This window comes from Streptomyces pseudovenezuelae (genome assembly GCF_029892565.1).
In the GTDB taxonomy this organism is placed as follows: Bacteria; Actinomycetota; Actinomycetes; order Streptomycetales; family Streptomycetaceae; genus Streptomyces; species Streptomyces pseudovenezuelae_A.
This window is the reverse complement of the sequence record NZ_JARXVH010000017.1, coordinates 111,886-133,933: the sequence shown is the minus strand read 5'-3', so window position 1 is coordinate 133,933 and position 22,048 is coordinate 111,886. Positions and strand designations below refer to the sequence as shown.

Annotated in this window: 23 protein-coding genes; 16 read left to right on the top strand and 7 right to left on the bottom strand. The window is 71.5% G+C overall.

What is annotated here, in order from left to right:
• Window positions 1–73 precede the first annotated feature (73 nt).
• The 5 genes from M2283_RS39565 to M2283_RS39545 all read left to right on the top strand — a co-directional run bounded on the left by M2283_RS39565 (window position 74) and on the right by M2283_RS39545 (window position 3,870).
• Window positions 74–1,543: a diaminopimelate decarboxylase gene (locus M2283_RS39565; RefSeq protein WP_280881363.1), complete on the top strand. Its 1,470-nt coding sequence runs from the start codon at window positions 74–76 to the stop codon at window positions 1,541–1,543.
• A gap of 169 nt (window positions 1,544–1,712) precedes the next feature.
• Window positions 1,713–2,120: a hypothetical protein gene (locus M2283_RS39560; protein WP_280881362.1), complete on the top strand. Its 408-nt coding sequence runs from the start codon at window positions 1,713–1,715 to the stop codon at window positions 2,118–2,120.
• On the top strand, window positions 2,117–2,959 hold the full coding sequence (locus M2283_RS39555) for a transcriptional regulator (RefSeq protein ID WP_280881361.1): 843 nt from the start codon (window positions 2,117–2,119) through the stop codon (window positions 2,957–2,959). Before M2283_RS39560 ends, M2283_RS39555 begins: the two co-directional genes overlap by 4 nt.
• Before the next feature lie 13 nt (window positions 2,960–2,972).
• On the top strand, window positions 2,973–3,473 hold the full coding sequence (locus M2283_RS39550; protein ID WP_280881360.1) for a roadblock/LC7 domain-containing protein: 501 nt from the start codon (window positions 2,973–2,975) through the stop codon (window positions 3,471–3,473).
• A gap of 22 nt (window positions 3,474–3,495) precedes the next feature.
• Window positions 3,496–3,870, top strand: a complete 375-nt coding sequence (locus M2283_RS39545; RefSeq protein ID WP_280881359.1) for a hypothetical protein — start codon at window positions 3,496–3,498, stop codon at window positions 3,868–3,870.
• A gap of 39 nt (window positions 3,871–3,909) precedes the next feature.
• Here the strand turns inward: M2283_RS39545 and M2283_RS39540 are convergent, their stop codons facing one another.
• The 3 genes from M2283_RS39540 to M2283_RS39530 form a co-directional block, all read right to left on the bottom strand.
• Window positions 3,910–4,503 (bottom strand): hypothetical protein, encoded by a 594-nt coding sequence (locus M2283_RS39540; protein ID WP_280881358.1) that lies wholly within the window; start codon window positions 4,501–4,503, stop codon window positions 3,910–3,912.
• A 104-nt stretch (window positions 4,504–4,607) separates the two neighbouring features.
• A complete protein-coding gene (locus M2283_RS39535; protein WP_280881357.1) occupies window positions 4,608–5,471 on the bottom strand; it encodes a MurR/RpiR family transcriptional regulator in 864 nt (287 codons plus the stop codon).
• Window positions 5,468–7,051: an aromatic amino acid ammonia-lyase gene (locus M2283_RS39530; protein WP_280881356.1), complete on the bottom strand. Its 1,584-nt coding sequence runs from the start codon at window positions 7,049–7,051 to the stop codon at window positions 5,468–5,470. Before M2283_RS39530 ends, M2283_RS39535 begins: the two co-directional genes overlap by 4 nt.
• 141 nt (window positions 7,052–7,192) lie before the next feature.
• On the opposite strand from M2283_RS39530, the gene M2283_RS39525 reads away from it, so the two are divergent.
• The 7 genes from M2283_RS39525 to M2283_RS39495 all read left to right on the top strand — a co-directional run bounded on the left by M2283_RS39525 (window position 7,193) and on the right by M2283_RS39495 (window position 13,389).
• The gene (locus M2283_RS39525) at window positions 7,193–8,266 is read left to right on the top strand and encodes an ABC transporter ATP-binding protein (protein ID WP_280881355.1); all 1,074 of its coding nucleotides are present in this window, start codon (window positions 7,193–7,195) and stop codon (window positions 8,264–8,266) included.
• The gene (locus M2283_RS39520) at window positions 8,263–8,904 is read left to right on the top strand and encodes an ABC transporter permease (protein ID WP_280881354.1); all 642 of its coding nucleotides are present in this window, start codon (window positions 8,263–8,265) and stop codon (window positions 8,902–8,904) included. Before M2283_RS39525 ends, M2283_RS39520 begins: the two co-directional genes overlap by 4 nt.
• Window positions 8,904–9,566: an ABC transporter permease gene (locus M2283_RS39515; protein ID WP_280881353.1), complete on the top strand. Its 663-nt coding sequence runs from the start codon at window positions 8,904–8,906 to the stop codon at window positions 9,564–9,566. The genes M2283_RS39520 and M2283_RS39515 overlap by 1 nt, the downstream gene beginning before the upstream one ends.
• Window positions 9,567–9,579: 13 nt before the next feature.
• Complete coding sequence (locus M2283_RS39510) at window positions 9,580–10,515, top strand: ABC transporter substrate-binding protein (RefSeq protein ID WP_280881352.1); 936 nt, start codon at window positions 9,580–9,582, stop codon at window positions 10,513–10,515.
• Between the two features lie 116 nt (window positions 10,516–10,631).
• Window positions 10,632–11,294, top strand: a complete 663-nt coding sequence (locus M2283_RS39505; protein WP_280881351.1) for a carbonic anhydrase — start codon at window positions 10,632–10,634, stop codon at window positions 11,292–11,294.
• Between the two features lie 35 nt (window positions 11,295–11,329).
• The gene (locus M2283_RS39500) at window positions 11,330–12,931 is read left to right on the top strand and encodes a SulP family inorganic anion transporter (protein ID WP_280881350.1); all 1,602 of its coding nucleotides are present in this window, start codon (window positions 11,330–11,332) and stop codon (window positions 12,929–12,931) included.
• 32 nt (window positions 12,932–12,963) lie between these two features.
• Window positions 12,964–13,389: a hypothetical protein gene (locus M2283_RS39495; protein WP_280881426.1), complete on the top strand. Its 426-nt coding sequence runs from the start codon at window positions 12,964–12,966 to the stop codon at window positions 13,387–13,389.
• A gap of 486 nt (window positions 13,390–13,875) precedes the next feature.
• Here the strand turns inward: M2283_RS39495 and M2283_RS39490 are convergent, their stop codons facing one another.
• Window positions 13,876–15,264: a cystathionine beta-synthase gene (locus tag M2283_RS39490; RefSeq protein WP_280881349.1), complete on the bottom strand. Its 1,389-nt coding sequence runs from the start codon at window positions 15,262–15,264 to the stop codon at window positions 13,876–13,878.
• Window positions 15,265–15,425: 161 nt separating this feature from the next.
• Here M2283_RS39490 and M2283_RS39485 point away from each other — a divergent pair, with 161 nt between their 5' ends.
• From M2283_RS39485 to M2283_RS39475, 3 genes are all read left to right on the top strand, one after another.
• Window positions 15,426–16,466 carry an SGNH/GDSL hydrolase family protein gene (locus tag M2283_RS39485; protein ID WP_280881348.1) on the top strand — a complete coding sequence of 347 codons (1,041 nt, stop codon included), beginning with the start codon at window positions 15,426–15,428 and terminating at the stop codon, window positions 16,464–16,466.
• 135 nt (window positions 16,467–16,601) lie between these two features.
• Entirely contained in the window at window positions 16,602–17,822 is a 1,221-nt protein-coding gene (locus tag M2283_RS39480) for an acetyl-CoA C-acetyltransferase (RefSeq protein ID WP_280881347.1), read from the top strand.
• A 280-nt stretch (window positions 17,823–18,102) separates the two neighbouring features.
• Window positions 18,103–18,906 (top strand): hypothetical protein, encoded by an 804-nt coding sequence (locus M2283_RS39475; protein ID WP_280881425.1) that lies wholly within the window; start codon window positions 18,103–18,105, stop codon window positions 18,904–18,906.
• A 14-nt stretch (window positions 18,907–18,920) separates the two neighbouring features.
• Here the strand turns inward: M2283_RS39475 and M2283_RS39470 are convergent, their stop codons facing one another.
• Window positions 18,921–19,232: a hypothetical protein gene (locus M2283_RS39470; RefSeq protein ID WP_280881346.1), complete on the bottom strand. Its 312-nt coding sequence runs from the start codon at window positions 19,230–19,232 to the stop codon at window positions 18,921–18,923.
• A gap of 101 nt (window positions 19,233–19,333) precedes the next feature.
• Between M2283_RS39470 and M2283_RS39465 the strand changes: the two genes are divergently transcribed.
• The gene (locus M2283_RS39465) at window positions 19,334–19,564 is read left to right on the top strand and encodes a DUF4287 domain-containing protein (RefSeq protein WP_280881345.1); all 231 of its coding nucleotides are present in this window, start codon (window positions 19,334–19,336) and stop codon (window positions 19,562–19,564) included.
• A 71-nt stretch (window positions 19,565–19,635) separates the two neighbouring features.
• Here the strand turns inward: M2283_RS39465 and M2283_RS39460 are convergent, their stop codons facing one another.
• Window positions 19,636–20,529: a Bax inhibitor-1/YccA family protein gene (locus M2283_RS39460; RefSeq protein ID WP_280881344.1), complete on the bottom strand. Its 894-nt coding sequence runs from the start codon at window positions 20,527–20,529 to the stop codon at window positions 19,636–19,638.
• A 176-nt stretch (window positions 20,530–20,705) separates the two neighbouring features.
• Window positions 20,706–21,878, bottom strand: coding sequence for a 4-hydroxybenzoate 3-monooxygenase (locus M2283_RS39455; protein ID WP_280881343.1), 1,173 nt, complete (start codon window positions 21,876–21,878; stop codon window positions 20,706–20,708).
• Window positions 21,879–22,048: the final 170 nt, after the last annotated feature.

Below are 22,048 nucleotides of genomic sequence, written 5' to 3'. Positions count from 1 at the left end.
TGACGTCCTGAATAGAACTAGTCAACACCTCCCGGCGTCTCTACCGGTGCACTGTGGATGTTTGGCTGGATGCATGGACGCAGGTGAAGACAACAGGACGGGGGATGTTGTGGACAGGGCGACAGGCGGGGCGACGGGCAGGGAAGCCGACGAGGAGCCGACCATCCGGATCGACGGCCGGACCGACGGTCACGGCGGTCGGGCCGCGCGTCGGGACGAGGCCGTGCGGGCCGCCGTGGAGCAGGGGTTGCTGGGACCGGACACCCCCATCGTGGGCCTGCTGGACGTCGCCGGCATCCGGGAGTCGGCGGCGGCCCTGCGGGCGGCGTTCGACGCGGTCACGGCGCCCGGCACGCCCGTGCTGCACGCCTTCGCGGTGAAGGCGACCCCGCTGGTGCCGGTGCTGCGGCTGCTGCGCGAGGAGGGCATCGGCGCCGAGGTGGCGAGCCCGGGCGAGCTGGCGCTGGCGCGCGCGGCGGGGGTACCGCCGAGCCGTACGGTGCTGGACTCGCCCGCGAAGACGCCGGCCGAGCTGCGCGAGGCGCTGGCGCTGGGGATCGCCGTCAACGCGGACAACCCGCAGGAGCTGGACCGCATCGACGGCCTGATGCGGTCGGCGACCAGCCGCTCCCCGCTCGGGATCCGGGTCAATCCGCAGGTCGGCGGCGGGTCGATCGGGGCGACCTCGACCGCGACGGCGACCTCGAAGTTCGGGGTGGCGCTGCGCGACGAGGGGGCGCGCGAGTGGGTGGTGCGGGCGTACGCGGAGCGCCCGTGGCTGACCCGGCTGCACGCGCACACCGGCTCCCAGGGCATCCCGCTCTCGCTGCTGGCGCAGGGTGTGGCGGAGACGTACGCGCTGGCCGAGGAGATCAACCGGCGCATCGGGCGCCCGCAGATCGACACGCTCGACATCGGCGGCGGACTGCCGGTGAACTTCGGCTCGGACACGGAGACGCCGACCTACGCGCAGTACGCGCGGCTGCTGGGCGAGGCGGTGCCGGGGCTGTTCTCCGGGCGGTACGGGCTGGTGACGGAGTTCGGGCGGTCGCTGCTGGCCAAGCACGGGACCGTGGTGGCGCGGGTGGAGTACGCCAAGAGCGCGGGCGGGCGGCCGGTCGCGGTCACGCACGCGGGCGTGCAGGTGGCGACCCGGACGGTGTACGCACCGGGGTCGTGGCCGCTCAGGATCGCCGCGTACGACGGGAAGGGGCGGCCCAGGACGGGGGCGCCGGTGGTGCAGGACGTCGCCGGGCCGGCCTGTTTCGCGGGCGACCTGCTCGCCGAGGGGCGCGCACTGCCGCTCCTCGAACAGGGGGACTACGCGGCGGCGCTGGACACGGGCGCGTACTACTTCGCGCACCACTACGCCTACAACTCCCTGGCCCGGCCCGGGATTTACGGCTTCACGCAGGACGGGGCCGGCGAGGGCGTCTCCTTCGCGACGGTGCGCGGGACGCAGAGCCTCGACGAGATCGTGGCCGAATCCGGAGGGGCGCACGCGGACGCGCTCACCACCCGGCGCGCACCCGGGCGCGGTTGACGTGTCCCGGGGGACATGATGTTCAACTGGGGAGAAAACAGGCACAGTTGACCCACCCTAAACCCCTGCCGCATGTTCCGCTGGAAAATGCCAGATCCCTCACCCCTCACGCACACGGTGCGTAGTTTCGGCGTCACTCAGCCGAAACCAAGGCAGGAGGGGAGCCACGGTGCCCGGAATCGACGAGTGTCTGCTGGAAGCCATGCGACTGCCCGGTGCTCGGGGCGCCGCACTGGTCGACTGGACCAGTGGGCTCGCCCTGGGCACCGTGGGCGAGTCGCCCGGCGGCGACCACGAGGTCGCCGCCGTGGAGGCCGCCGAGTTCGCCCGGCTCGCCGCCGAGCAGCACGCCTTCGCACCCGACGACGACCCCGAGGCCGGTCCGGCGGCCGACGCGGACCCGCCGGTCGAGGATCTGATCGTCAGCAACCGGGACAGCTACCACGTGCTCAGGTTCGTGGGCGCGTCCTTCGACGGCAGCGTGTTCCTGCACCTGTGGCTGGCCCGCGCCGAGGGCAATCTGGCGCTGGCCCGCATCCGGCTCGCCGAGATGGCGGAACGGCTGGTGCTGGCATGACCGCCGTCCGCACGACCGAGCCACCGCGCCTGCCGGTGCGGGACAAGGCGGCGGCGAGCGAGCGCGGTTGGGGCGGCGTCTCACCGATGCTGAACCGGCTCGCCGCCGAGCGGGCCACCGGCGTCCTGGTGCGCGAGCGCGGTTCGCTCTACCTCGCCGAGGGCCTGGTGGTGCACGCCGAGAGCGCGTCGGCACCCGGCCTGGACGTCCTGCTCACGGCGCACGGGACGCTCAGCCCCGAGGCCTGGCGGCAGGCGCTGACCGAGGCCGGCGACCGGTACCACGTGGGCCGCCGACTGGTCGACAGCGGTCAACTCGCCGCCGGCGCACTGGAGTTGTGCCATCTGGCGGCGGTGTACGACGCGGCGTACTTCACGCTGGGGCCGAGCAGCGCCCCGGGCCGGTTCCGCTACGGCTCCGCGCACGAGCTGAGCCCCGTCCATCCGGTGCCGGTGGCCGACCTGGAGCGCGAGACGCTGCGCCGGCGCGACCTGCTGCACCGGCTCTGGCCGGACCCGGGCACGGACGAGGCCCCGCTGACCCGCGCCGCGGGCACCGAGATGCCCGCGCTCACCCGCCGCCAGCGTTCGGTGCTGGCGCAGGTGGACGGCGTCCGCACGGCGACGGACATCGCCCGCGCGCTGGGCCGGCTGGCCTTCCACACGCTGGTGGACGTACGGCGGCTGACGGCGGCCGGCGCGGTCGGCACCCGCCGGCCGGGCCGTGGGCCCGAACCCGCCGAGCCGGACGCCGACGAGGAACCAGCCGCCGGACAGCTTCCACTCGATCCCCACGTCACGCTGCTGAAGAGGCTCAGGGATGCGCTGGAGGCCCTTTGAGAGGAGACACCGGATGGCCGCCGAGCCCGAAATCCTGGACGAGCTGCGCCGGTTGAGGGCCCGCGTCCCCCAGCTCACCGGCGCCCTCGCGATCGGCGTCGAGGGGGCCGTCCTCGCCCAGGACACCCCGGGCGTCGACCCGGAGAGCATGGCCGCGCTCGCCGCGACCGCGCACACGGCCGCCGCGCAGCTGGCGGACGCGACCGGCCAGGGCGAGGTCCGCGAAGTGCTCGTACGCGGTGTGTACGGCTATGTGGCGACGTACGCGGCGGGCGGCGCGGCCGTGCTGACGCTGCTCGCCCAGGACCGGGTGAACGTCGGACGGCTGCTGCTGGAGGGCCGCCGGGCCGGTGCCCGCGTCGGTGACCTCGTCGACGCCCGGGCCGCCGCGCTCGCCAAGGCGGTCCCCAAGCCCACGAAGCCGGCGCTCAAGCCGGCGACCCCCGCACGGACCAGAACCGCGCGCGCTCCACGCACCACGAACACCAGCGCGCGCACCACCACGGAAAGTTGACAGGAACCCAAGGAGCAGAGTCATGGCGAACACCGAAACCTCGCTGAAAGAGGCACTGGCCTCCATCGAGGGCGCGACCGGGGTCGCGCTCGTCGACTACACCAGCGGTATGGCGCTCGGCACGTTGGGCGGCAGCAAGAGCTTCGACCTGGGCGTGGCCGCCGCCGGCAACACGGACGTCGTACGCGCCAAGATGCGCACGATGGAGCACCTCGGGCTCAAGGGCCAGATCGAGGACATCCTGATCACGCTGTCCGACCAGTACCACCTGCTGCGCCTGATGAGCGGGCGCGGCGGCAACGGTCTCTTCCTCTACCTGGTGCTGGACGCCAAGAGGTCCAACCTGGCGATGGCCCGCCACCAGTTGAAGAAGATCGAGGAGGACCTGGAGATCTGACGGACGGCGGCCCGGCCACGCCCGCGGTCGAGGCCGCCGCTAGACGAGCGCCGCGGTGCGGCGGCGGGTCCCGCCCGGGGCCGCGTCGCCCGCCGCGATGCCCGTGCTGCGGTAGGCCTTGACGGCCTTGCCGACGGGGCTGCCGCCGTTGCCGGCGAGCCAGTCGACGCGGACCCACAGCAGGGCGTCCTCGGCCCGTTCGCGCCGGCCCAGCCAGGCGGCCTTCAGGCGCAGCCCGGCGCCGGTGCCGGCCAGCAGCATGCCGGCCGCCGAGGGCACCGCGAAGGAGGCGCCCAGCGCGACGAGGAACGCGAGCAGCAGCCACCAGCGATGCCCGCGTCGCCAGTTGCGCACACCGACCGCGCGGTCCTGGAGCACGTCGTGCTTGCCCGCGCGGACGGCCGAGCGGGCCAGTGCCACGTACCGTTTGCGACGGCTGTACGACACCGCCGCCGCGGCGATGATGAAGAGGGCGGCGCCGGCCATGACGCCGATCCGGCGTCCGGTCACTCCGGGCACCAGCACCCCGACCCCCGCCGCGAACACCCCGGCCCACCACAGTGGTGCGGCCCCGGCGCGTACGACGACGGCCACCCGGACCAGTCCCTGTGCCCTGCGTTCTCCGCGTGCCACCTTCCGCCTCCCGTCTCGGTCTGTGCGGCTCCGTGGGACGGGAGGCTAGCGAGCCAACGTGAGACGAGTCTGAAAATCGCGCGGGCGTCTCACCACTGCACTCGCTACTCCACGAACAGCCCGCGCGCCGCCGCCCCCGCGTCGAACTCCTCCAGGCGGGCCTGGGCGTCCGGCAGGTCGTCGCACATCGCCTCAAGGAGGACCCGGCCGAGCAGCATCGGGGCGCAGGCCGTGTCGAAGGCCAGGCCGGTGCCGACGGCGGCGGGCAGCAGGAGGTCGGAGGCCTTGGCGACCGGCGCGAACGCGGAGTCGGCGACGGTCACCACGGTCAGGCCCGCGCCCTTGGCGAAGGTCAGCGTGTCCACGACCTCGCGGGGATGCCGGGGCAGCGCGAAGCACAGCAGCGCGGTCGCCCCGGCGCGCACCGCGGCCTCGATGCGGTCGTGGATCATCGTGCCGCCCTCGTTCAGCAGCCGTACGTCCGGATGGACCTTGGCGGCGAAGTAGGCGAAGCCGTAGGCCTGGGAGGCGGCGGCGCGCAAGCCCAGGACGGGCAGGGGACGGGAGCCCGCGAGCAGGCGGCCCGCCTTCTGCAACGGGCGCGGGTCCGCGAGCAGTTCGGCGAGGTGCTTGAGGTTCTCGATCTCGGCCTCGACAGCCTGCTGGTACTCGTTGTACGAGCCCGCGTCCGCCGACTGCTCGGCCGGCGCCACCTCGCGCAGGTGCTTGCGCAGCGCCGGATAACCGTCGAAGCCGAGGGCGACGGCGAAGCGGGTCACGGAGGGCTGGCTGACGCCCGCGAGTTCGGCCAGCTCCACGCTGGACAGGAACGGCACATCGGCGGCGCGCCGCACCATGCTGTGCGCGATGCGCCGCTGCGTCGGTGTCAGCCGGTGCCCCTCGAAGAGCGTCTGCAGCCGCCCCGCCGCTGTGTCCGCCACGGTCGTGCCCCTCTCCGCGTTCGTCACGCGTTCCCCCTCCAGATGTCCGTGAACCGGTCCAGCAGCGCGGCCGCCGCCGTCACGTCGTCCGTGAGCGGCCGGTCGGCCTGGTCCTGCGCCAGCACCGACTCGGCGAGCTCCAGCGCACGGCCCACCGGAAGCTCCGGCTCGGGCCGCAGTCCGCGCTGGCGCAGCGCCCGTACCGCGGCGACGAGTTCGCAGCCGACGACGAGACGGTACGCACGACAGGCGCGCAGCGTCTGGCGTGCGGCGAGCGAGGCGAAGCTGGCCTGTTCCTCGACGCCCCGGGAGAGTACAGCGTGCCCGAGCGAGGCGGGAGCGGAGAAGGCCCGCAGGTCGCCGAGGGCGGCCGCGGCGGCGTACTCCAGGATCATCACGCCCGAGGAGGCGGGTTCCTGGTCGGCGAGGAAGGGCTTGAGGCGGGTGAACACGGGCTCGTTGAGCGACGAGAGCCGTGAGGTGGACAGCCGGGCCACCTGGGTGAGCGCGAGCCTGAAGTGGTCCAGGGCCAGGGCGAGTTGGGCCTGGTAGAAGCCGCCGTGGTGGTAGGCGGCCATGTCCTCGGGGGAGATGAGCGGGTTCTCGGCCGCCGCGTTGATCTCGATCGCCAGCACCGCCTCCAGGGCGTCGGCCGCGTCGTGCGCCGGTCCGTGGATCTGCGGCAGACAGCGGAAGCCGTACGGGTCCTGGATCCGGCCGAGCGGCGGGGTGGGCCGGTCGGCGGCACCGATCAACTCCCGCATCCGCCGGGCGACTTCGCTGCTCCCCCGGTGCGGCCGTGCGGCGTGCACGGGAGCGGCGTACGGCTCGTGCGACCCGTCCACGGCCAGCATCGACAGGGCGCCGACCACCTGGGTGGCCTCCACCAGACCGCGCAGTTCGTGCAGGGCGAGGGCGGACTGGCCGAGCGTGAGGGCGTTGCTGCTGATGATGGCGAGCGCGTCGTTGTTGTCGAGCGGCTGCGCCTCGGGAACTCCGATGACGGCACCCTGCGCACCGCCGGTTCCGTTCCCACCCGCCCCGCCGCCGGAAGACCCGCCCCGCCACGGATGCTCCCCCGCCAGCGCCAGCCCCATCTGCGCGAGGGCCGCGATGTCCCCGGTGCCCACCGAGCCGAACTCGTTGACGAGCGGGTACACCCCGTTCTCCAGCGCCTCGCACAGCGCGCTGACGACGGTGGGCCGCAGTCCCGCGCCGCCCGCGAGGATCTGGTTGGCCCGGACGGCGAGCATCGCCCGCACCTGGCGCGCGGGCAGCTCGTCGCCGATGGCCCCGGCGTGGCTGCGCAGCAGCCGCAGCCCGTGCTCGGCGGCGGCCTCGGTGGGCACGTCCTCGTTCCGGTTGGCGCCGACGCCGGTCGAGCGGCCGTAGACGCGTCCGGTGGCCGCGATCTGCCGGGCGGCGTCCCAGGACTCCCCCGCCCGCTTCATCGCGTCGGTCCCGGGCACCGGCCGGGCGGCTCCGTCGGCGAGGCGGACGACGTCCTCAATCCCGAGCCCGACGCCGTCGAGGACCACCAAGCCCGTGTGGCCGGCCGATGTGCCGACCGAAGCACCCATCGGCGTGTCCACGATCCGAGACGACATAAAGATGAAACTCCCCTCAATCAGGACATCTGATCTTGCCTTTCGGTCATCCGTTACCTCGGATTAACACCAACCCGTTGACAACCTATTCAGACACCAAGAACTCTGCATGACGTTATACAGCCGGGCAAGGGACAACTCATGATCCAGTTCGATGCGATCCACAAGCGCTTCCCCAACGGCACGACAGCAGTCCACGATCTCTCCCTGGAGATCCCGGAAGGCGGCGTGACCGTCCTCGTCGGATCCTCCGGTTGCGGCAAGACGACCACCCTGCGGATGGTCAACCGGATGGTAGAGCCGACCTCGGGCACGATCCGGGTCGGGGGCAAGGACGTCACCCGACAGGACGCGGCCGAACTGCGCCGTTCCATCGGGTACGTCATCCAGCAGGCCGGCCTCTTCCCGCACCGCACGGTGCTGGACAACATCGCCACCGTGCCGCTGCTGCTCGGCCACGGCCGCCGCAGGGCCCGGGCCCGCGCCGCCGAACTGCTGGAGACCGTCGGCCTCACCGCCGAGTCCGGCCGGCGCTACCCGCACCAGCTCTCCGGCGGCCAGCAGCAGCGCGTCGGCGTCGCCCGCGCCCTGGCCGCCGACCCGCCGGTGCTCCTGATGGACGAGCCCTTCGGCGCCGTCGACCCGGTGGTCCGCACCCAGCTCCAGGACGAACTCCTGCGCCTGCAGAAGGAGTTGAACAAGACCATCGTCTTCGTCACGCACGACGTCGACGAGGCCGTGCGGCTCGGCGACCGCATCGCGATCTTCCGCACCGGCGGCCACCTCGTGCAGTGCGCGGCCCCCGCCGAACTCCTCGCCCGCCCGGCCGACGACTTCGTGGCCGACTTCCTCGGCGCCGAGCGCGGCCTGAAGCTGCTCTCGCTGAAGACCCTCGCCGACGTCCCGCAGGGCCCGGCACCGGAGGGCGGCGCCTGGACCCTCGTACTCGACGAGGCACGCAAGCCGCTGCACTGGGCGCCGAAGGACACGAAGGACGCGGAGATCCCCCTGCGACCGCTGGCGGACGGCGACTCGCTGCTCGCCGCGCTCGACGAGTCGATCGCCTCCCCCACCGGCCTGATAGCCCGGGTCGACGCGGACGGCGTCCTCACCGGCGTCTCCTCCCGCGACGACATCCACGAGCACGCGGGCCGGGCGCACACGGCGGCCCGGACCCGCACCGGGACCGAGCCCGAGACGGAGACCGCCGCATGACCATCGACTGGTCGTGGATAGGCGACCACACCGACGACCTGACCAGCCTCACGGTCTCCCACCTCCAGGCCGCACTGTCCGCGGTCTTCTTCGGCCTGCTGATCTCGCTCCCGCTGGCCGTCGTGGCCCACCGGGTCCGCCCCCTGCGCGGCTTCCTGCTCGGCCTGTCGAACGTGCTGTTCACGATCCCGTCGATCGCGATCTTCGTGCTCCTGCTCCCGATCAGCGGCCTGACCCGCACCACGACCGTGATCGGCCTGACGGTCTACACGCTGGTCGTGCTGCTGCGGAACACCGTCGAGGGCCTCGACTCGGTCCCCACGAAGACCAAGGAGGCGGCGAAGGCGATGGGCACGCGCCCCCTGCGCACGCTCCTGACCGTCGAACTCCCCCTGGCGCTCCCGGTGATCATGGCGGGCGTCCGCATAGCCACCGTCATGTCGATCTCCCTCGTCTCCGTCGCGACCTACATCGGCGACGGCGGTCTCGGCCAGCTCTTCACCGACGGCTTCCAGCGCGACTTCCCGACGCCGGTCATCGTCGGTGTCGTCCTGACCCTGCTCCTGGCCGTGGTGGCGGACGCCCTGCTCGTCGGCCTCCAGTACGTCCTGACCCCGTGGAAGAGGCGGCGAGCCTGATGTTCGAACTCTTCAAGAACCTCGGCAAGTGGCTGACCAGCGGCGCCCAGTGGGCCGGTTCGGACGGCATCGCCCACCGCCTCACCGAGCACCTCCAGTACTCGCTCATCGCGACCCTCGTCGCGGCCGCGATCGGCCTCCCGCTGGGCCTGCTCATCGGCCACACCGGCAGGGGCGCGTTCCTCGCGATCAACCTCGCGTCCTTCGGCCGCGCGCTGCCGACCGTGGGCCTGGTCGTCCTCGTCTTCCTGGCCAGCGGCCTGTCCATGTGGCCGGTGTACATCGCGCTGGTCGCCCTCGCGGTCCCGTCGATCGTCACGAACACCTACGCCGGCATGACCGCCGTGGACCCGGACATCAAGGACGCGGCCCGCGGCCAGGGCATGCGGGGCCACCAGGTGCTGTTCCAGGTCGAGTTGCCCCTCGCGCTCCCCCTGATCATGACGGGCCTGCGCCTCGCGCTCATCCAGGTGGTGGCCACCGCCACGATCGCCGCGTACGTCTCCTTCGGCGGCCTCGGCCGGTACGTCTTCGACGGGCTCGCCCAGCGCGACCTCGTGCAGGTGCTCGGCGGTGCGGTGCTCGTCGCCGTGGTCGCCATCGTCCTGGACCTCGGCCTGGCCACCCTCCAGCGCTTCCTCTTCCGCCACCGCACCGCCTAGGGATACCCACGCCATGAACCGTCGCACCCTCCTCGGCGCCCTCGCCGGAACGGCCGTCGCCGTCCCCGTCCTGTCCGCCTGCTCCAGCGGTGTCACCTCGCTCGACGGCGGGGGCTCCGCCGGCGGTGGCAACGCCTCCAGCAAGAACGGCGTCACCATCGGCACCGCCAACTTCACCGAGAACCAGGTCCTCGGCTACCTCTACGCCGCCGCCCTCGAAGCGGCCGGCGTGAAGACCAAGGTCCGCCCCAACCTCGGCACCCGCGAGATCGTCTTCCCCGCCCTCAAGAGCGGCGACATCGACCTGCTGCCCGAGTACCAGGGCGCCCTGCTCACCTACCTCGAACCCAAGTCCAAGGTCTCCGAGGAGGGCGCGATGCAGAACGCCCTCACCCTCGCCCTCCCCGCCGGCCTCCAGGTCCTGCCGTACGGCACGGCCGAGGACTCCGACACCTTCGCCGTCACCCGCGAGACCGCCAGGAAGTACGGCCTGACCTCCCTGGCCGACCTGAAGAAGCAGAACGGCAGGCTGACCATCGGCGCCGCCGCCGAGGTGAAGACGCGTCAGGTGGGCGTCGTAGGGCTGAAGGACGTGTACGGCGTGGAGTTCAAGGAGTTCAAGTCCCTTGATTCCGACGGCCCGTTGGTGAAGGGCGCCCTGAAGAAGGGCGATGTGGACGTGGCGAACCTGTTCACCACCGACACCGACATCAAGGCCAACGACTGGGTCGTGCTGACCGACCCCCTGAACCTGATCCCCAGCCAGCACATCGTCCCGCTCATAGCCGACCGCGTGGCCGACCCCACGGTCCGCAAGGCGCTGGCCCGCCTGGGCAACCTCCTCACCACGGCCCAGCTCACCGAGCTCAACCGCCAGGTGGACAAGGACAAGAAGGACCCGGAGGACGTGGCGAACGCGTACGCGAAGCAGCACGGCCTGACGAAGTAATGACCGGTTGATGATCTGACGACGAATCACCCAAGTGTCCTTGAATGGGCACTCTGGGTAACTGATTACATGCGTAGGGTGATTGTGCGCCACAAGCACACCACCTGAGGAAACGCATGGCCTCGAACCGCAGGGCCTTTCTGACAGCCACGGCCGTCGGGGCGCTGGCCCCGACGACCGCCACCGCCGCCGTCGGCCCACGGCCCCGCCCGACCACCGCCCCCGCGGCGCTCGCCGAACTCCTGGACGGCAACCGCCGCTACGCCTGCGGCCACTCCCGCCACCCGGACGAGAGCCGCCCGCTGCGCCACCAACTGGCCACCGCACAGCACCCGTTCGCGGTGATCGTCGGCTGCATCGACTCCCGGGTACCGCCGGAGCTGGTCTTCGACCAGGGCCTCGGCGACCTGCTGTGCATAAGGACGGCCGGCGAGGTCCTGGACGAGGCGGTGCTCGCGTCCATCCAGTACGGCGTCGAGGAACTGCGCATCCCCCTGGTGCTGGTGCTCGGCCACGAGCGCTGCGGCGCGGTGGCGGCGACGCTCGACCACCTGGAGACCGGCGCCCCGGTCCCCGGCCATCTCGCCCTCCTGGTCGACGAGATCACCCCGGCCGCCCGCCGCACCCGCGCGCTGCCCGGCGACTGGGCCGAGCACACGATGACGTCCCACACGGCCTGGGTCAGGGACGCCATCCGCGCCGACCCCGCGTTCACCTCGGCGCACGTCGTAGCGGCGCGCTTCGACCTCGACACGGGTGCCGTATCCCTGCTGCCGTAACCCCCCTCCCCCACGCAACTCACGCGAAGAAGCTCATGACCATGAACGGCGTGCTCTCCGTCCTGCCCACCCCCGCCGACTTCCGCACCATGACCCGCGCCCCACGCCGCGACCTCCTGTGCGGGCTGACTGTCGCCGTCGTAGCGCTCCCCCTGGCCCTCGGTTTCGGGGTCACGTCCGGTCTCGGTGCCGCGTCCGGCCTGATCACCGCGATCGTCGCGGGCTCGCTCGCCGCCCTGTTCGGCGGCTCCGCGCGCCAGGTCAGCGGCCCGACCGGCGCGATGACGGTGGTCCTCGTCCCGATCGTCCACGAGTACGGCGCGAACGGCGTCCTGACGGTCGGTCTGATCTCCGGCGTCATGCTCCTGGTGCTCGCCTTCGCCCGCGCGGGAGCGGCGATGGCGTACGTCCCCGCACCCGTGATCGCCGGTTTCACCATCGGCATCGCGTGCGTGATCGGACTCCAGCAGGTGCCGTCGGCGCTGGGGGTGCCGACCCCGAGCGGCGACCAGGTGGCGATGGTCGCGGCCCGCGCGGCGGAGGAGTTCGACGCGACCCCGCACTGGGCCGCCCTGTTCCTGGCCCTGGGCTCGGCGGCGCTGATGCTGGCCGGGGCACGCTGGAAGCCGACGGTCCCGTTCTCGCTGGCGGCGGTCGCCGTCACCACGGTCATCGCCGAGGCCCTGCGCCTCCCGGTCACCCGCCTCGGCACGCTCCCGTCCTCTCTCCCCGCCCCCTCCCTCGCCTTCCTGGACGTCTCCCGGGTCCCGACCCTCCTCCTCCCCGCGGCTGCGGTGGCGGCCCTCGCGGCCCTCGAATCGCTCCTCTCGGCCTCGGTCGCGGACGCGATGCGCCCCGGCGAGCGCCACGACCCCGGCAAGGAACTCTTCGGCCAGGGCATCGCCAACCTCGCGGCCCCGCTCTTCGGCGGCGTCCCGGCGACGGGCGCCATCGCGCGGACGGCGGTCAACGTCCGCACCGGCGCCACCTCCCGCCTGGCCGCGCTCGCGCACGCCGTGATCCTCGCCGGGATCGTCGCGGTCGCGGCGCCGCTGGTGGGCCGTATCCCGCTGGCGGCACTGGCGGGCGTGCTGCTCGCGACGGCCGTACGGATGGTGGAGACGGACGCGGTACGGGCCATGGCCCGCGCCACCCGTGGGGACGCGCTGGTGATGGCCCTCACCGCCGCCTCGACGCTCGCCCTGGACCTGGTCCGGGCGGTGCTGATCGGCCTCGGGGTCTCGGTGCTGCTGGCCCTGCGCGCGGCGGTCCGCGGCACCCGCCTCACCCCCGCCGCGTCCGACGAACTCCCCGGCACCGGCTCCGGCACGGTGACGTACCGCTTCGACGGCCCGCTGCTGTTCGCCGCCGCGCACCGCTTCCGCCGCAGCCTCGCCGACGTGGACGGTGTCAACGCCGTCGACCTGCGGCTGTCCGGGCTCACGGCGGTGGACGCGACCGGCGCGCTGGCGCTCAAGGACGCGGTGGGTGATCTGCGGGGGCGGGGGATCGAGGTGCGCATCACGGGCGTCGAGCACGGTCACCGCAAGGTGCTGGAGTCCCTGGGGGTGCTCGCTGCGAACCCGAATTCCAACAGGGGGGCTATCCCCAGTGCGGCGAGCGCCCCGGCTCCTTAACGTGGTTTCCCATGACGGGAATGGAGACCATGATGGACGCGCGGGACGCCGAGCTCAAAAAGGAACTCAACGCCACTCTGCAGGCCCGCCGGGAGCTGGGCGAGGACTACGAGTCCGCGTTGGTCGACTCCTTCCTTGAGAAGGTCGACCAGCGCATCGACGGTGCGGTGGAGCGCCGGGTGCGCCGGCAGCTCGCCGAGCAGCAGATGGTGGTCGCCCGGGGCTCCCGGGGCTCGAAGTCGACGGACTCCTTCGGCGAGCGCTTCGGCTTCGGCATCGTCTCCCTGGTCCTCGCGATTCCCCTCTCGGGGATCGGCGGCGGAGTGGCCCACCTCCCCGGCCTCCTCGTCACCTGGGCCGGCATCGTGGGCGTCAACGCCTTCCAGGCCCTCCGCATGAACCCGGACCTGTTCGGCCGCAGGAGCCGCCGGAAGAACGCGGACGACTGGGAGGACTGAGGATCGTTCCTGCTGGGCGCCGGTCAGTGAAACTCAGCCCGTCCGGCGTTTGAGGACGAGGCCGTCCAGGCCGAAGCGGGGGTCTGGGGGCGCAGCCCCCAGCACCAACGCCGGGTGAGCGACAAGCGAGGGCCACGACACCCCGCCGAAAAGATTGTCGCGGGGACCGCCGCACCCCCGTTGCCGGGGGGCGGGACGACGGCGGTCCCCGCGAGGGATGTGGACCGGGTCAGGCCCGGGGCCACATCCAGCGTCCATGGAGGTCCGGGAGCCGCTCCGGAGGTCCTTGGACGTTTTGGTGTCGGCCGAGGCGGGGAGCCGCTCCCGCCCTGCCGACACCCACTAATGTGCCGGACCCGTGTTAAGCGTGTGCTGCGTGGACGTGACGCCCTCGTACCACTTCCGCGAAGTCCGCCCCGAAGACCACCCCGGGGCCGGGCGACCGCAAGTTCGCCGCCGCCGTGCCCCGTTCACCGGAGGTTTCCGCTACTTCCCGCCCTTGGCGAGGAAGGCCAGCAGATCCTGCCGGCTGATCACCCCGGTCGGCCGCCCGTCGAAGAGGACCATCGCCGCGTCGGCGCTGCCGAGCACGGACATCAGGTCACCGACCGGCTCACCGGAACCGACCTGCGGCAGCGGAGCGGACATGTGCTTCTCCAGCGGGTCCTCAAGCGAGGCCCGCTTGCTGAACAGCGCGTCCAGCAGCTCCCGTTCGACCACGGACCCCACGACCTCGGCGGCCATGACGTCGGGGTGACCGGCGCCCGGCTTCACGACCGGCATCTGCGAGACGCCGTACTCCCGCAGCACCTCGATGGCCTGGCCGACGGTCTCCTCGGGGTGCATGTGCACGAGGGACGGGATCGCGCCGTGCTCCTTGTCGCTGAGGACGTCGGCGACGCGCGCGCTGGGGCCCTCGTCCTCAAGGAAGCCGTAGTCGGCCATCCACTCGTCGTTGAAGATCTTGCTCAGGTACCCGCGACCGCTGTCGGGCAGCAGGACGACCACGACGTCGTCGGGCCCGAGCCGCTCCGCGACCCGCAGTGCCGCCACCACGGCCATCCCGCAGGAGCCACCGACCAGCAGCCCCTCCTCCTTGGCGAGGCGGCGGGTCATCTGGAAGGAGTCCTTGTCGGACACGGCGACGATCTCGTCGGCGACCGTGCGGTCGTACGCGGTGGGCCAGAAGTCCTCGCCCACGCCCTCTACGAGGTACGGCCGACCGGAACCGCCGGAGTACACGGACCCCTCCGGGTCGGCGCCGATGACCTGCACCCGGCCCTCGCTGGCGTCCTTGAGATAGCGCCCGGTGCCGGAGATGGTGCCGCCGGTGCCGACGCCGGCGACGAAGTGGGTGATCCGCCCGTCCGTCTGCTCCCACAGCTCAGGGCCGGTCGAGTGGTAGTGGGAGAGCGGGTTGTTGGGGTTGGAGTACTGGTCCGGCTTCCACGCGCCCGGTGTCTCGCGGACCAGCCGGTCGGAGACGTTGTAGTAGGAGTCGGGGTGCTCGGGGTCCACGGCCGTGGGGCAGACGACGACCTCGGCGCCGTACGCGCGCAGCACGTTGATCTTGTCGGTGCTCACCTTGTCGGGGCACACGAAGATGCAGTGGTACCCCTTCTGCTGGGCCACGATGGCGAGTCCGACGCCCGTGTTGCCGCTGGTGGGTTCGACGATGGTGCCGCCGGGCTGCAGTTCTCCGCTCTTCTCCGCGGCCTCGATCATGCGCAGGGCGATGCGGTCCTTCACGGAGCCGCCCGGGTTGAAGTACTCGACCTTGGCCAGAACGGTCGCCTGGATGCCCGTGGTCACGCTGTTGAGCCTCAGCAGCGGGGTGTTGCCGACGAGGCTGATCATCGAGTCGTGGAAATGCACCGTTGTCTCCGGTTGCTTGCAAAAGAAGTGGTCGTCATTGGTTCCGCCAGAGTAAGGCCCGTGGCTCACGACGTGCGGGCGTTCACTCCCCGTTGAGATTGGCGGACGGTCGGTACGGGGCAAGGAGTGGGTGTACGACCAAGAGGAGGTGGCGGCGACGCATGACGAGAATGTCGAGGGCCCGGGTGGCCCGGCGGATCGCGGCCGGCGCGGCCTACGGCGGTGGCGGGATCGGGCTGGCCGGCGCGGCGGCCGTCGGTCTGCTGCTGGCCGAGGTGCAGATGGCCAAGCGGCAGGTGGGCAACGGCACGAGCGGGCGCGTCCCGGTGGCGGACGGCCGGTACGGGACGGCGTACACCGTCCCCGACGAACCGCCGCTCAGGCTGACGATGCTCGGTGACTCCACGGCCGCGGGCCAGGGCGTGCACCGGGCCGGGCAGACCCCGGGCGCGCTGCTGGCCTCGGGCCTGGCGGCGGTGGCCGAACGCCAGGTGACCCTGCACAACGTGGCCCTGCCCGGCGCCACCTCCGACGACCTGGACCGCCAGGTGGCGCTGGTCCTGGCGGACCCGACCCGGGTGCCGGACGTCTGCGTGATCATGATCGGCGCGAACGACGTCACGCACCACATGCCGGCCACCCGCTCGGTCCGCCATCTCTCGTCCGCCGTCCGCCGCCTGCGCACGGCCGGTGCGGAGGTGGTCGTCGGCACCTGTCCCGACCTCGGGACGGTGGAGCAGGTCCAGCAGCCCCTGCGCTGGCTGGCCCGCCGCGCCTCCCGCCAGCTGGCGGCCGCCCAGACCATCGGCACGGTCGAGCAGGGCGGCCGCACGGTGTCGCTGGGCGACCTGCTGGGCCCCGAGTTCGAGGCGAACCCCCGCGAGCTCTTCGGGCCCGACCACTACCACCCCTCCGCCGAGGGCTACGCCACCGCCGCGATGGCCGTCCTCCCGACGGTCTGCGCGACCCTGGGCCTGTGGCCGGCCGACGAGGAACGCCCGGACATCTCCCGCCGCGAGGGCTTCCTGCCGGTCGCCCGAGCAGCGGCGGAGGCCGCGTCGGAGGCCGGTACGGAGGTCACGGCAGCGATGCCGACGGGCCCGCGCGGGCCATGGGCACTGCTCAAGCGGCGCAAGCGGCGGCGGGTGCATGAGCCGGCAACGGAGGCGACGTCTGCGCCTTCGACACAGCCGACTCCCTGAGCGCACGGCTCGATCAAAAAGCAAGCGCTTAGAAAGTGCGGTCAGGGTCACACCGCGACACCCGTGACCCTGACCATACGTACGGGTAACTTCACCAGAAGCCGTGCCCGCATCCCGTACGTCAATGGAGCCGTGATGCCCGAAGCAGTCATCGTCTCGACCGCCCGATCCCCCATCGGCCGCGCTTTCAAGGGCTCCCTCAAGGACCTGCGCCCCGACGACCTCACCGCCACGATCATCCAGGCCGCCCTCGCCAAGGTCCCCGAGCTGGACCCGAAGGACGTCGAGGACCTGATGCTGGGCTGCGGCCTCCCCGGTGGCGAGCAGGGCTTCAACCTCGGTCGGATCGTCGCCGTACAGATGGGCATGGACCACCTGCCGGGCTGCACGATCACCCGCTACTGTTCCTCGTCGCTGCAGACCAGCCGCATGGCCCTGCACGCCATCAAGGCCGGCGAGGGCGACGTCTTCATCTCGGCCGGCGTCGAGATGGTCTCCCGCTTCGTCAAGGGCAACTCCGACAGCCTCCCGGACACGCGCAACCCGCTGTTCGCCGAGGCCGAGGCCCGCACCGCCGACGTCGCCGAGCACGGCGCCGAGAGCTGGCACGACCCGCGCGAGGACGATCTGGTCCCCGACCCGTACATCGCGATGGGCCAGACCGCCGAGAACCTCGCCCGTCTCAAGGGCGTCACGCGCCAGGACATGGACGAGTTCGGGGTCCGTTCGCAGAACCTCGCCGAGGAAGCCATCAAGAACGGCTTCTGGGAGCGCGAGATCACCCCGGTCACGACCCCCGACGGCACGGTCGTCAGCAAGGACGACGGCCCGCGCGCCGGCGTCACCCTGGAGGGCGTGACGGGCCTGAAGCCGGTCTTCCGCCCCGACGGCTTCGTCACCGCCGGCAACTGCTGCCCGCTCAACGACGGCGCCGCCGCGGTCGTCATCATGAGCGACACCAAGGCCCGCGAGCTCGGCCTGACCCCGCTCGCCCGCATCGTCTCCACCGGCGTCTCGGGCCTGTCCCCCGAGATCATGGGCCTCGGTCCGGTCGACGCGTCCAACCAGGCGCTGCGCCGCGCCGGTCTCACCATCGACGACATCGACCTGGTCGAGATCAACGAGGCGTTCGCCGCCCAGGTGATCCCCTCCTACCGCGACCTGAACATCCCGCTGGAGAAGCTGAACGTGAACGGCGGCGCCATCGCCGTCGGCCACCCCTTCGGCATGACCGGCGCCCGCATCACCGGCACGCTGATCAACTCCCTCCAGTTCCACGACAAGCAGTTCGGTCTGGAGACGATGTGCGTCGGCGGTGGCCAGGGCATGGCGATGGTCATCGAGCGCCTGAGCTGATCCGCTCCGTAACCGCCGAGGCACCAACAGTGAGCCTCTGGCCCGGAGTCCGGGGATCTGCCGGACTCCGGGCCGTTTTGTGATCCAATCTCCCCCAGGATGTGACCTATCTCCCAAGTGGAGGGTTTTCCGCAGGTCAGAGCCGTTACAGCACCAAACCCCAGGTCCAAAGTCCTGTCCGTTTCGTGACGTTACGCACTGACAGCTGGTTAGTCCACCCTTCAAGCTGATGTAGGAAGTCGGGGGTCGACTTTGAACCGGGAGTACGTCAGTGAGCGCTATGCCGATCGCCTTGCTGCTCACCACGGTCGCCACCGGCGCCGTGGGCGTCGCCGTGCTGCGCACCCTCTTGGTGCTGCGCCGTGAGGTCGCGGTCCTGCACACCCAGCTCGCGGAGCACAGCACCGCGCGCGGGTTCGTGCCGTCCGCCCGCCTCTCGGCCGAGGCCGACGAGATACGCGCCGCCGTCGCGGAGGCGCTCGCCGAGGAACGCGAGCGTGAACTGGCCGAGGCGCGTGCCTTCTGGGCCGCCCAGGAGGCCCGTGACGGCGACGCGCCGACCCTGTTGGGGCTGCCGGACAGCGAGCTGTTCCTGCCCCGCCAGAGCGACTTCGTGGGCCTTGAGCCCCTGGAGGCGGTGACCGAGGCCGGCGTCGACGCGGACGAGTTCGCGGGCGGCACCTCGCTGGACGGCACGTTCGCGGGCGACTCCCCCGAACTGGCCGCGGCCCGGCGCCGCCACCCCTCCCACCCGGACTTCGTGCCGGTCCAGTCACCGGTCGTGAACGACCACGAACGCACGGTCGCCACGCTCGAAGAACTGGCCGCGTCCCAGATCGAACTGGCCGACGTCCGCCCGGGCCCGCTCGGCACCCTCGACGTCTACGTCTTCGCCGACGGCACCACCCTCTGCATGACCCCGGGCCACCGCGAGACGGCGGAACGCCTCTCCGCGGCCCTCCGCACCGGCGAAACGCCGATCCTGCTGGGCGGTTCGGGAGTCTCGGGCGCGTACACCCTGACGTTCGCGTGCGGCGAGGAGAACGTCTACATCCTGGCGGACAGGGTCATAGCGTCGCTGTAAAAGGCCGACGAACCTCAGACCCCCGCGCGCTTCTGCGCCTCCTCGACCAGCCGCACCGCTTCCTCCACCTGGCCCTCGTCCGAAAGCACGAGGGCCAAGTCATGCACGGCGACGGTGATTTGATCGGCGGCGGCGAACATCCCCGCGTCAGGCATCTCCCGAGGAACGCAAGAGGGATCCTCGATCCGCTGGGCACGCAGTGCCAACTCCCTGGCCAGCGCCAGCGCCTCCGCGGCACCGCTTCGCTGCAAACGACTCTGCGGCGCCGCCCGCAGACGGTCGGCGAAGTGATCCACGGCTCGCGTCAAAGGCGTTGTATCAACCACAGACCGAGCGTACGCGCCACCGCACTGTTGCCAACACGCCAACGCTCAGGCACGGTGACGTGAAGGACCGGCTTACATCCCCTTTGCGTCCGGAGGCGCCGATGTCCCAAGTCTTCTCCCAGGAGACCCATCGCAACCTGCTCGCCCGCATCCCCCACTGCACCGGTCGTGAAGTGTCCGACTGGCTCCGCACCGTCGACGAAGGCCCCGCCCTCTTCCGCTTCGAGGAAAAGGTCAGCTGGCTCCGCCACGAACACAACCTCGCGTACGGCCACGCGAAGGCGCTCATCCACGAGTACGACCTGAGGAGGGCGGCGCGCAAACTCCTCTAGGCGCGCACCTGGACCACGCCAAAGGGCCCCGGGAGGGTACCCGGGGCCCTTTGCTGCACAACCGTCGGCGACTAGTCGTTGCTGTTGAGGATCGCGATCAGCCGCAGGAACTCCAGGTAGATCCACACCAGCGTCAGCGTGAGACCGAAGGCCGCGAGCCAGGCCTCTTCCTTCGGGGCGCCGTACGCGATGCCGTCCTCGACCTGCTTGAAGTCCAGGGCCAGGAAGCACGCGCCGAGCAGGATGCCGATGACGCCGAAGACGATGCCGAGCGGGCCGCTGCGGAAGCCGAGGCCGTCACCGCCGCCGAAGACGGCGAACAGCAGGTTCACCATCATCAGCAGGACGAAGCCGAGCGCGGCCGCCATCACGAAGCCGTAGAAGCGGCGGTTGACCCGGATCCAGCCCGCCCGGTAGGCGATCAGGACACCGGCGAACACCGCCATCGTGCCGATCACGGCCTGCATGGCCGCGCCGCTCGCGATGCGGTTGTCGACGACGCTGGAGACGACACCGAGGAACACGCCCTCGAACGCCGCGTACGACAGGATCAGCGCGGGCGAGGCCTTGCGCTTGAACGACTGGACGAACGCCAGCACCATGCCGATCAGCGCGGCACCGATGCCGATCCCGTAGGACCGGCTGATGTTCGCGTCGTCGACCGGGAGCAGCGCCCAGGCGAGCGCGGCCGTCACGATCAGGGTGCCGAGCGTGGACGCCGTACGCAGGACGACGTCGTCCATGGTCATCCGGCCGGTGGTGGCCGGTGCCTGCGGCGGCGCGCCGTTCTGCAGGTCAGTCTGGGCGTACGGGTTCTGCGCGTAGGGGTTGCCCGCCTGCTGCGCATACGGGTTGGCCTGCGTGCCGACAGCGGGACCCCCGGCCTGCGGCGAGGCGTTGAAGCCCGCGTAGCCGTTGTCGCGGCTGAACCCCCGTCGCGAGAAGACCGGGTTTCTGCTCCTCATTTCACTCCTCCATGGCCACCTTCGTGGGCCTTGGCTCAAGAGTAATAGGTAGGCAAAGGAATGACCCTAGTGCTTGGGGAGGATCTTTCCCTCGTCGTGCTGCGCAACACGCTACGTGGCCGGGTGATTCCCGCCACCACGGGAGGCCCGATCATGACAGACCTGGGACAGAGAAGTTATAGGGCGAACCCCGTGTACCCCTCGGCCAGGTCGGTCTCGGCGGCCCGGGAGGACACGATCCGCTCCAGCCGCGCCAGCTGCAGCCGGTCCTCGAAGGGAGTGGCGTCGGGGGCGCGGTGCAGAAGGGTCGTCATGTCGTAGGAGAACCGCTCGGCCTGCCACACGCGCCGCAGGCACGTCGCGGAGTAGCCGTCGAGGAGCTCCTCGGAGCCGGTCTCCTTCTTGTACGTCAGTGCCCGCGCGAAGGTCACCACGTCGCCGACGGCCAGGTTCAGCCCCTTGGCGCCGGTCGGCGGCACGATGTGCGCCGCGTCACCGGCGAGGAAGAGGCGGCCGTACCGCATGGGCTCGTGGACGTGGGACCGCATGGGGGTCACCGACTTCTGGGTGATCGGGCCGCGCTCCAGCCGCCAGTCGTCGTCCGTCTCGAAGCGGCGCTCCAGCTCCGCCCAGATCTCCTCGTCGCTCCATGCCTCGGCGTCCGTGCCCTCGGGGACCTGGAGATAGAGGCGGGAGACGGACGGGGAGCGCATGGACAGCAGGGCGAAGCCACGGTCGTGGCGGGCGTAGACGAGCTCGTCGTGCGAGGGCGGTACGTCGGCGAGGATGCCGAGCCAGCCGAAGGGGTACGTCCGCTCGAACACGCGGGTCAGTTCGGCGGGGATCGCCTTCCGGGCGACGCCCCAGGAGCCGTCGCAGCCGACGACGTAGTCGCAGTCGAGGACGCCCTCGACCCCCTCGTACCGGAACCGGACCCGCGGCCGGTCGCCCTCGGCCTCCTCGACGGCCAGCGCCTCCGCGCCGAACAGCAGCGGGCCGCCCTCCTTGAGCTGGAGGGCGATGAGGTCCTTGCAGACCTCGGTCTGGGCGTAGACGGTCACGGACCGGCCACCCGTGAGGGCGGGGAAATCGACGCGGTGGCGTTGTCCCGCGTACCGCAGCTCGATGCCGTCGTGGCGCAGCCCCTCGCGGTCCATGCGCTCGCCCGCGCCGGCCGCGCGCAGCACGTCCACCGTGCCCTGCTCCAGGATCCCGGCGCGCTGGCGCTGCTCGACGTAGGCGCGGTCGCGGCTTTCGAGGACGACCGAGTCGATGCCGGCGCGGTGCAGCAGCCGGGCGAGGAGGAGACCGGCGGGGCCGGCTCCGATGATGCCGACGGTGGTGCGCATCGGGCGTTCCCTTCCCCTGCGTTCGTACAGTGAAGTTTTATTCACTTGATCGCATCGAGTCTGCGCCGAGGTCTTGACGATGTCAACGGTCCGCACCCCTGACTGCACACCCGACCATGGCCGGCCGCCCCGCCCGAGAGGGGCGGTCTCGGGCGGGGCGGCCGGCTTGG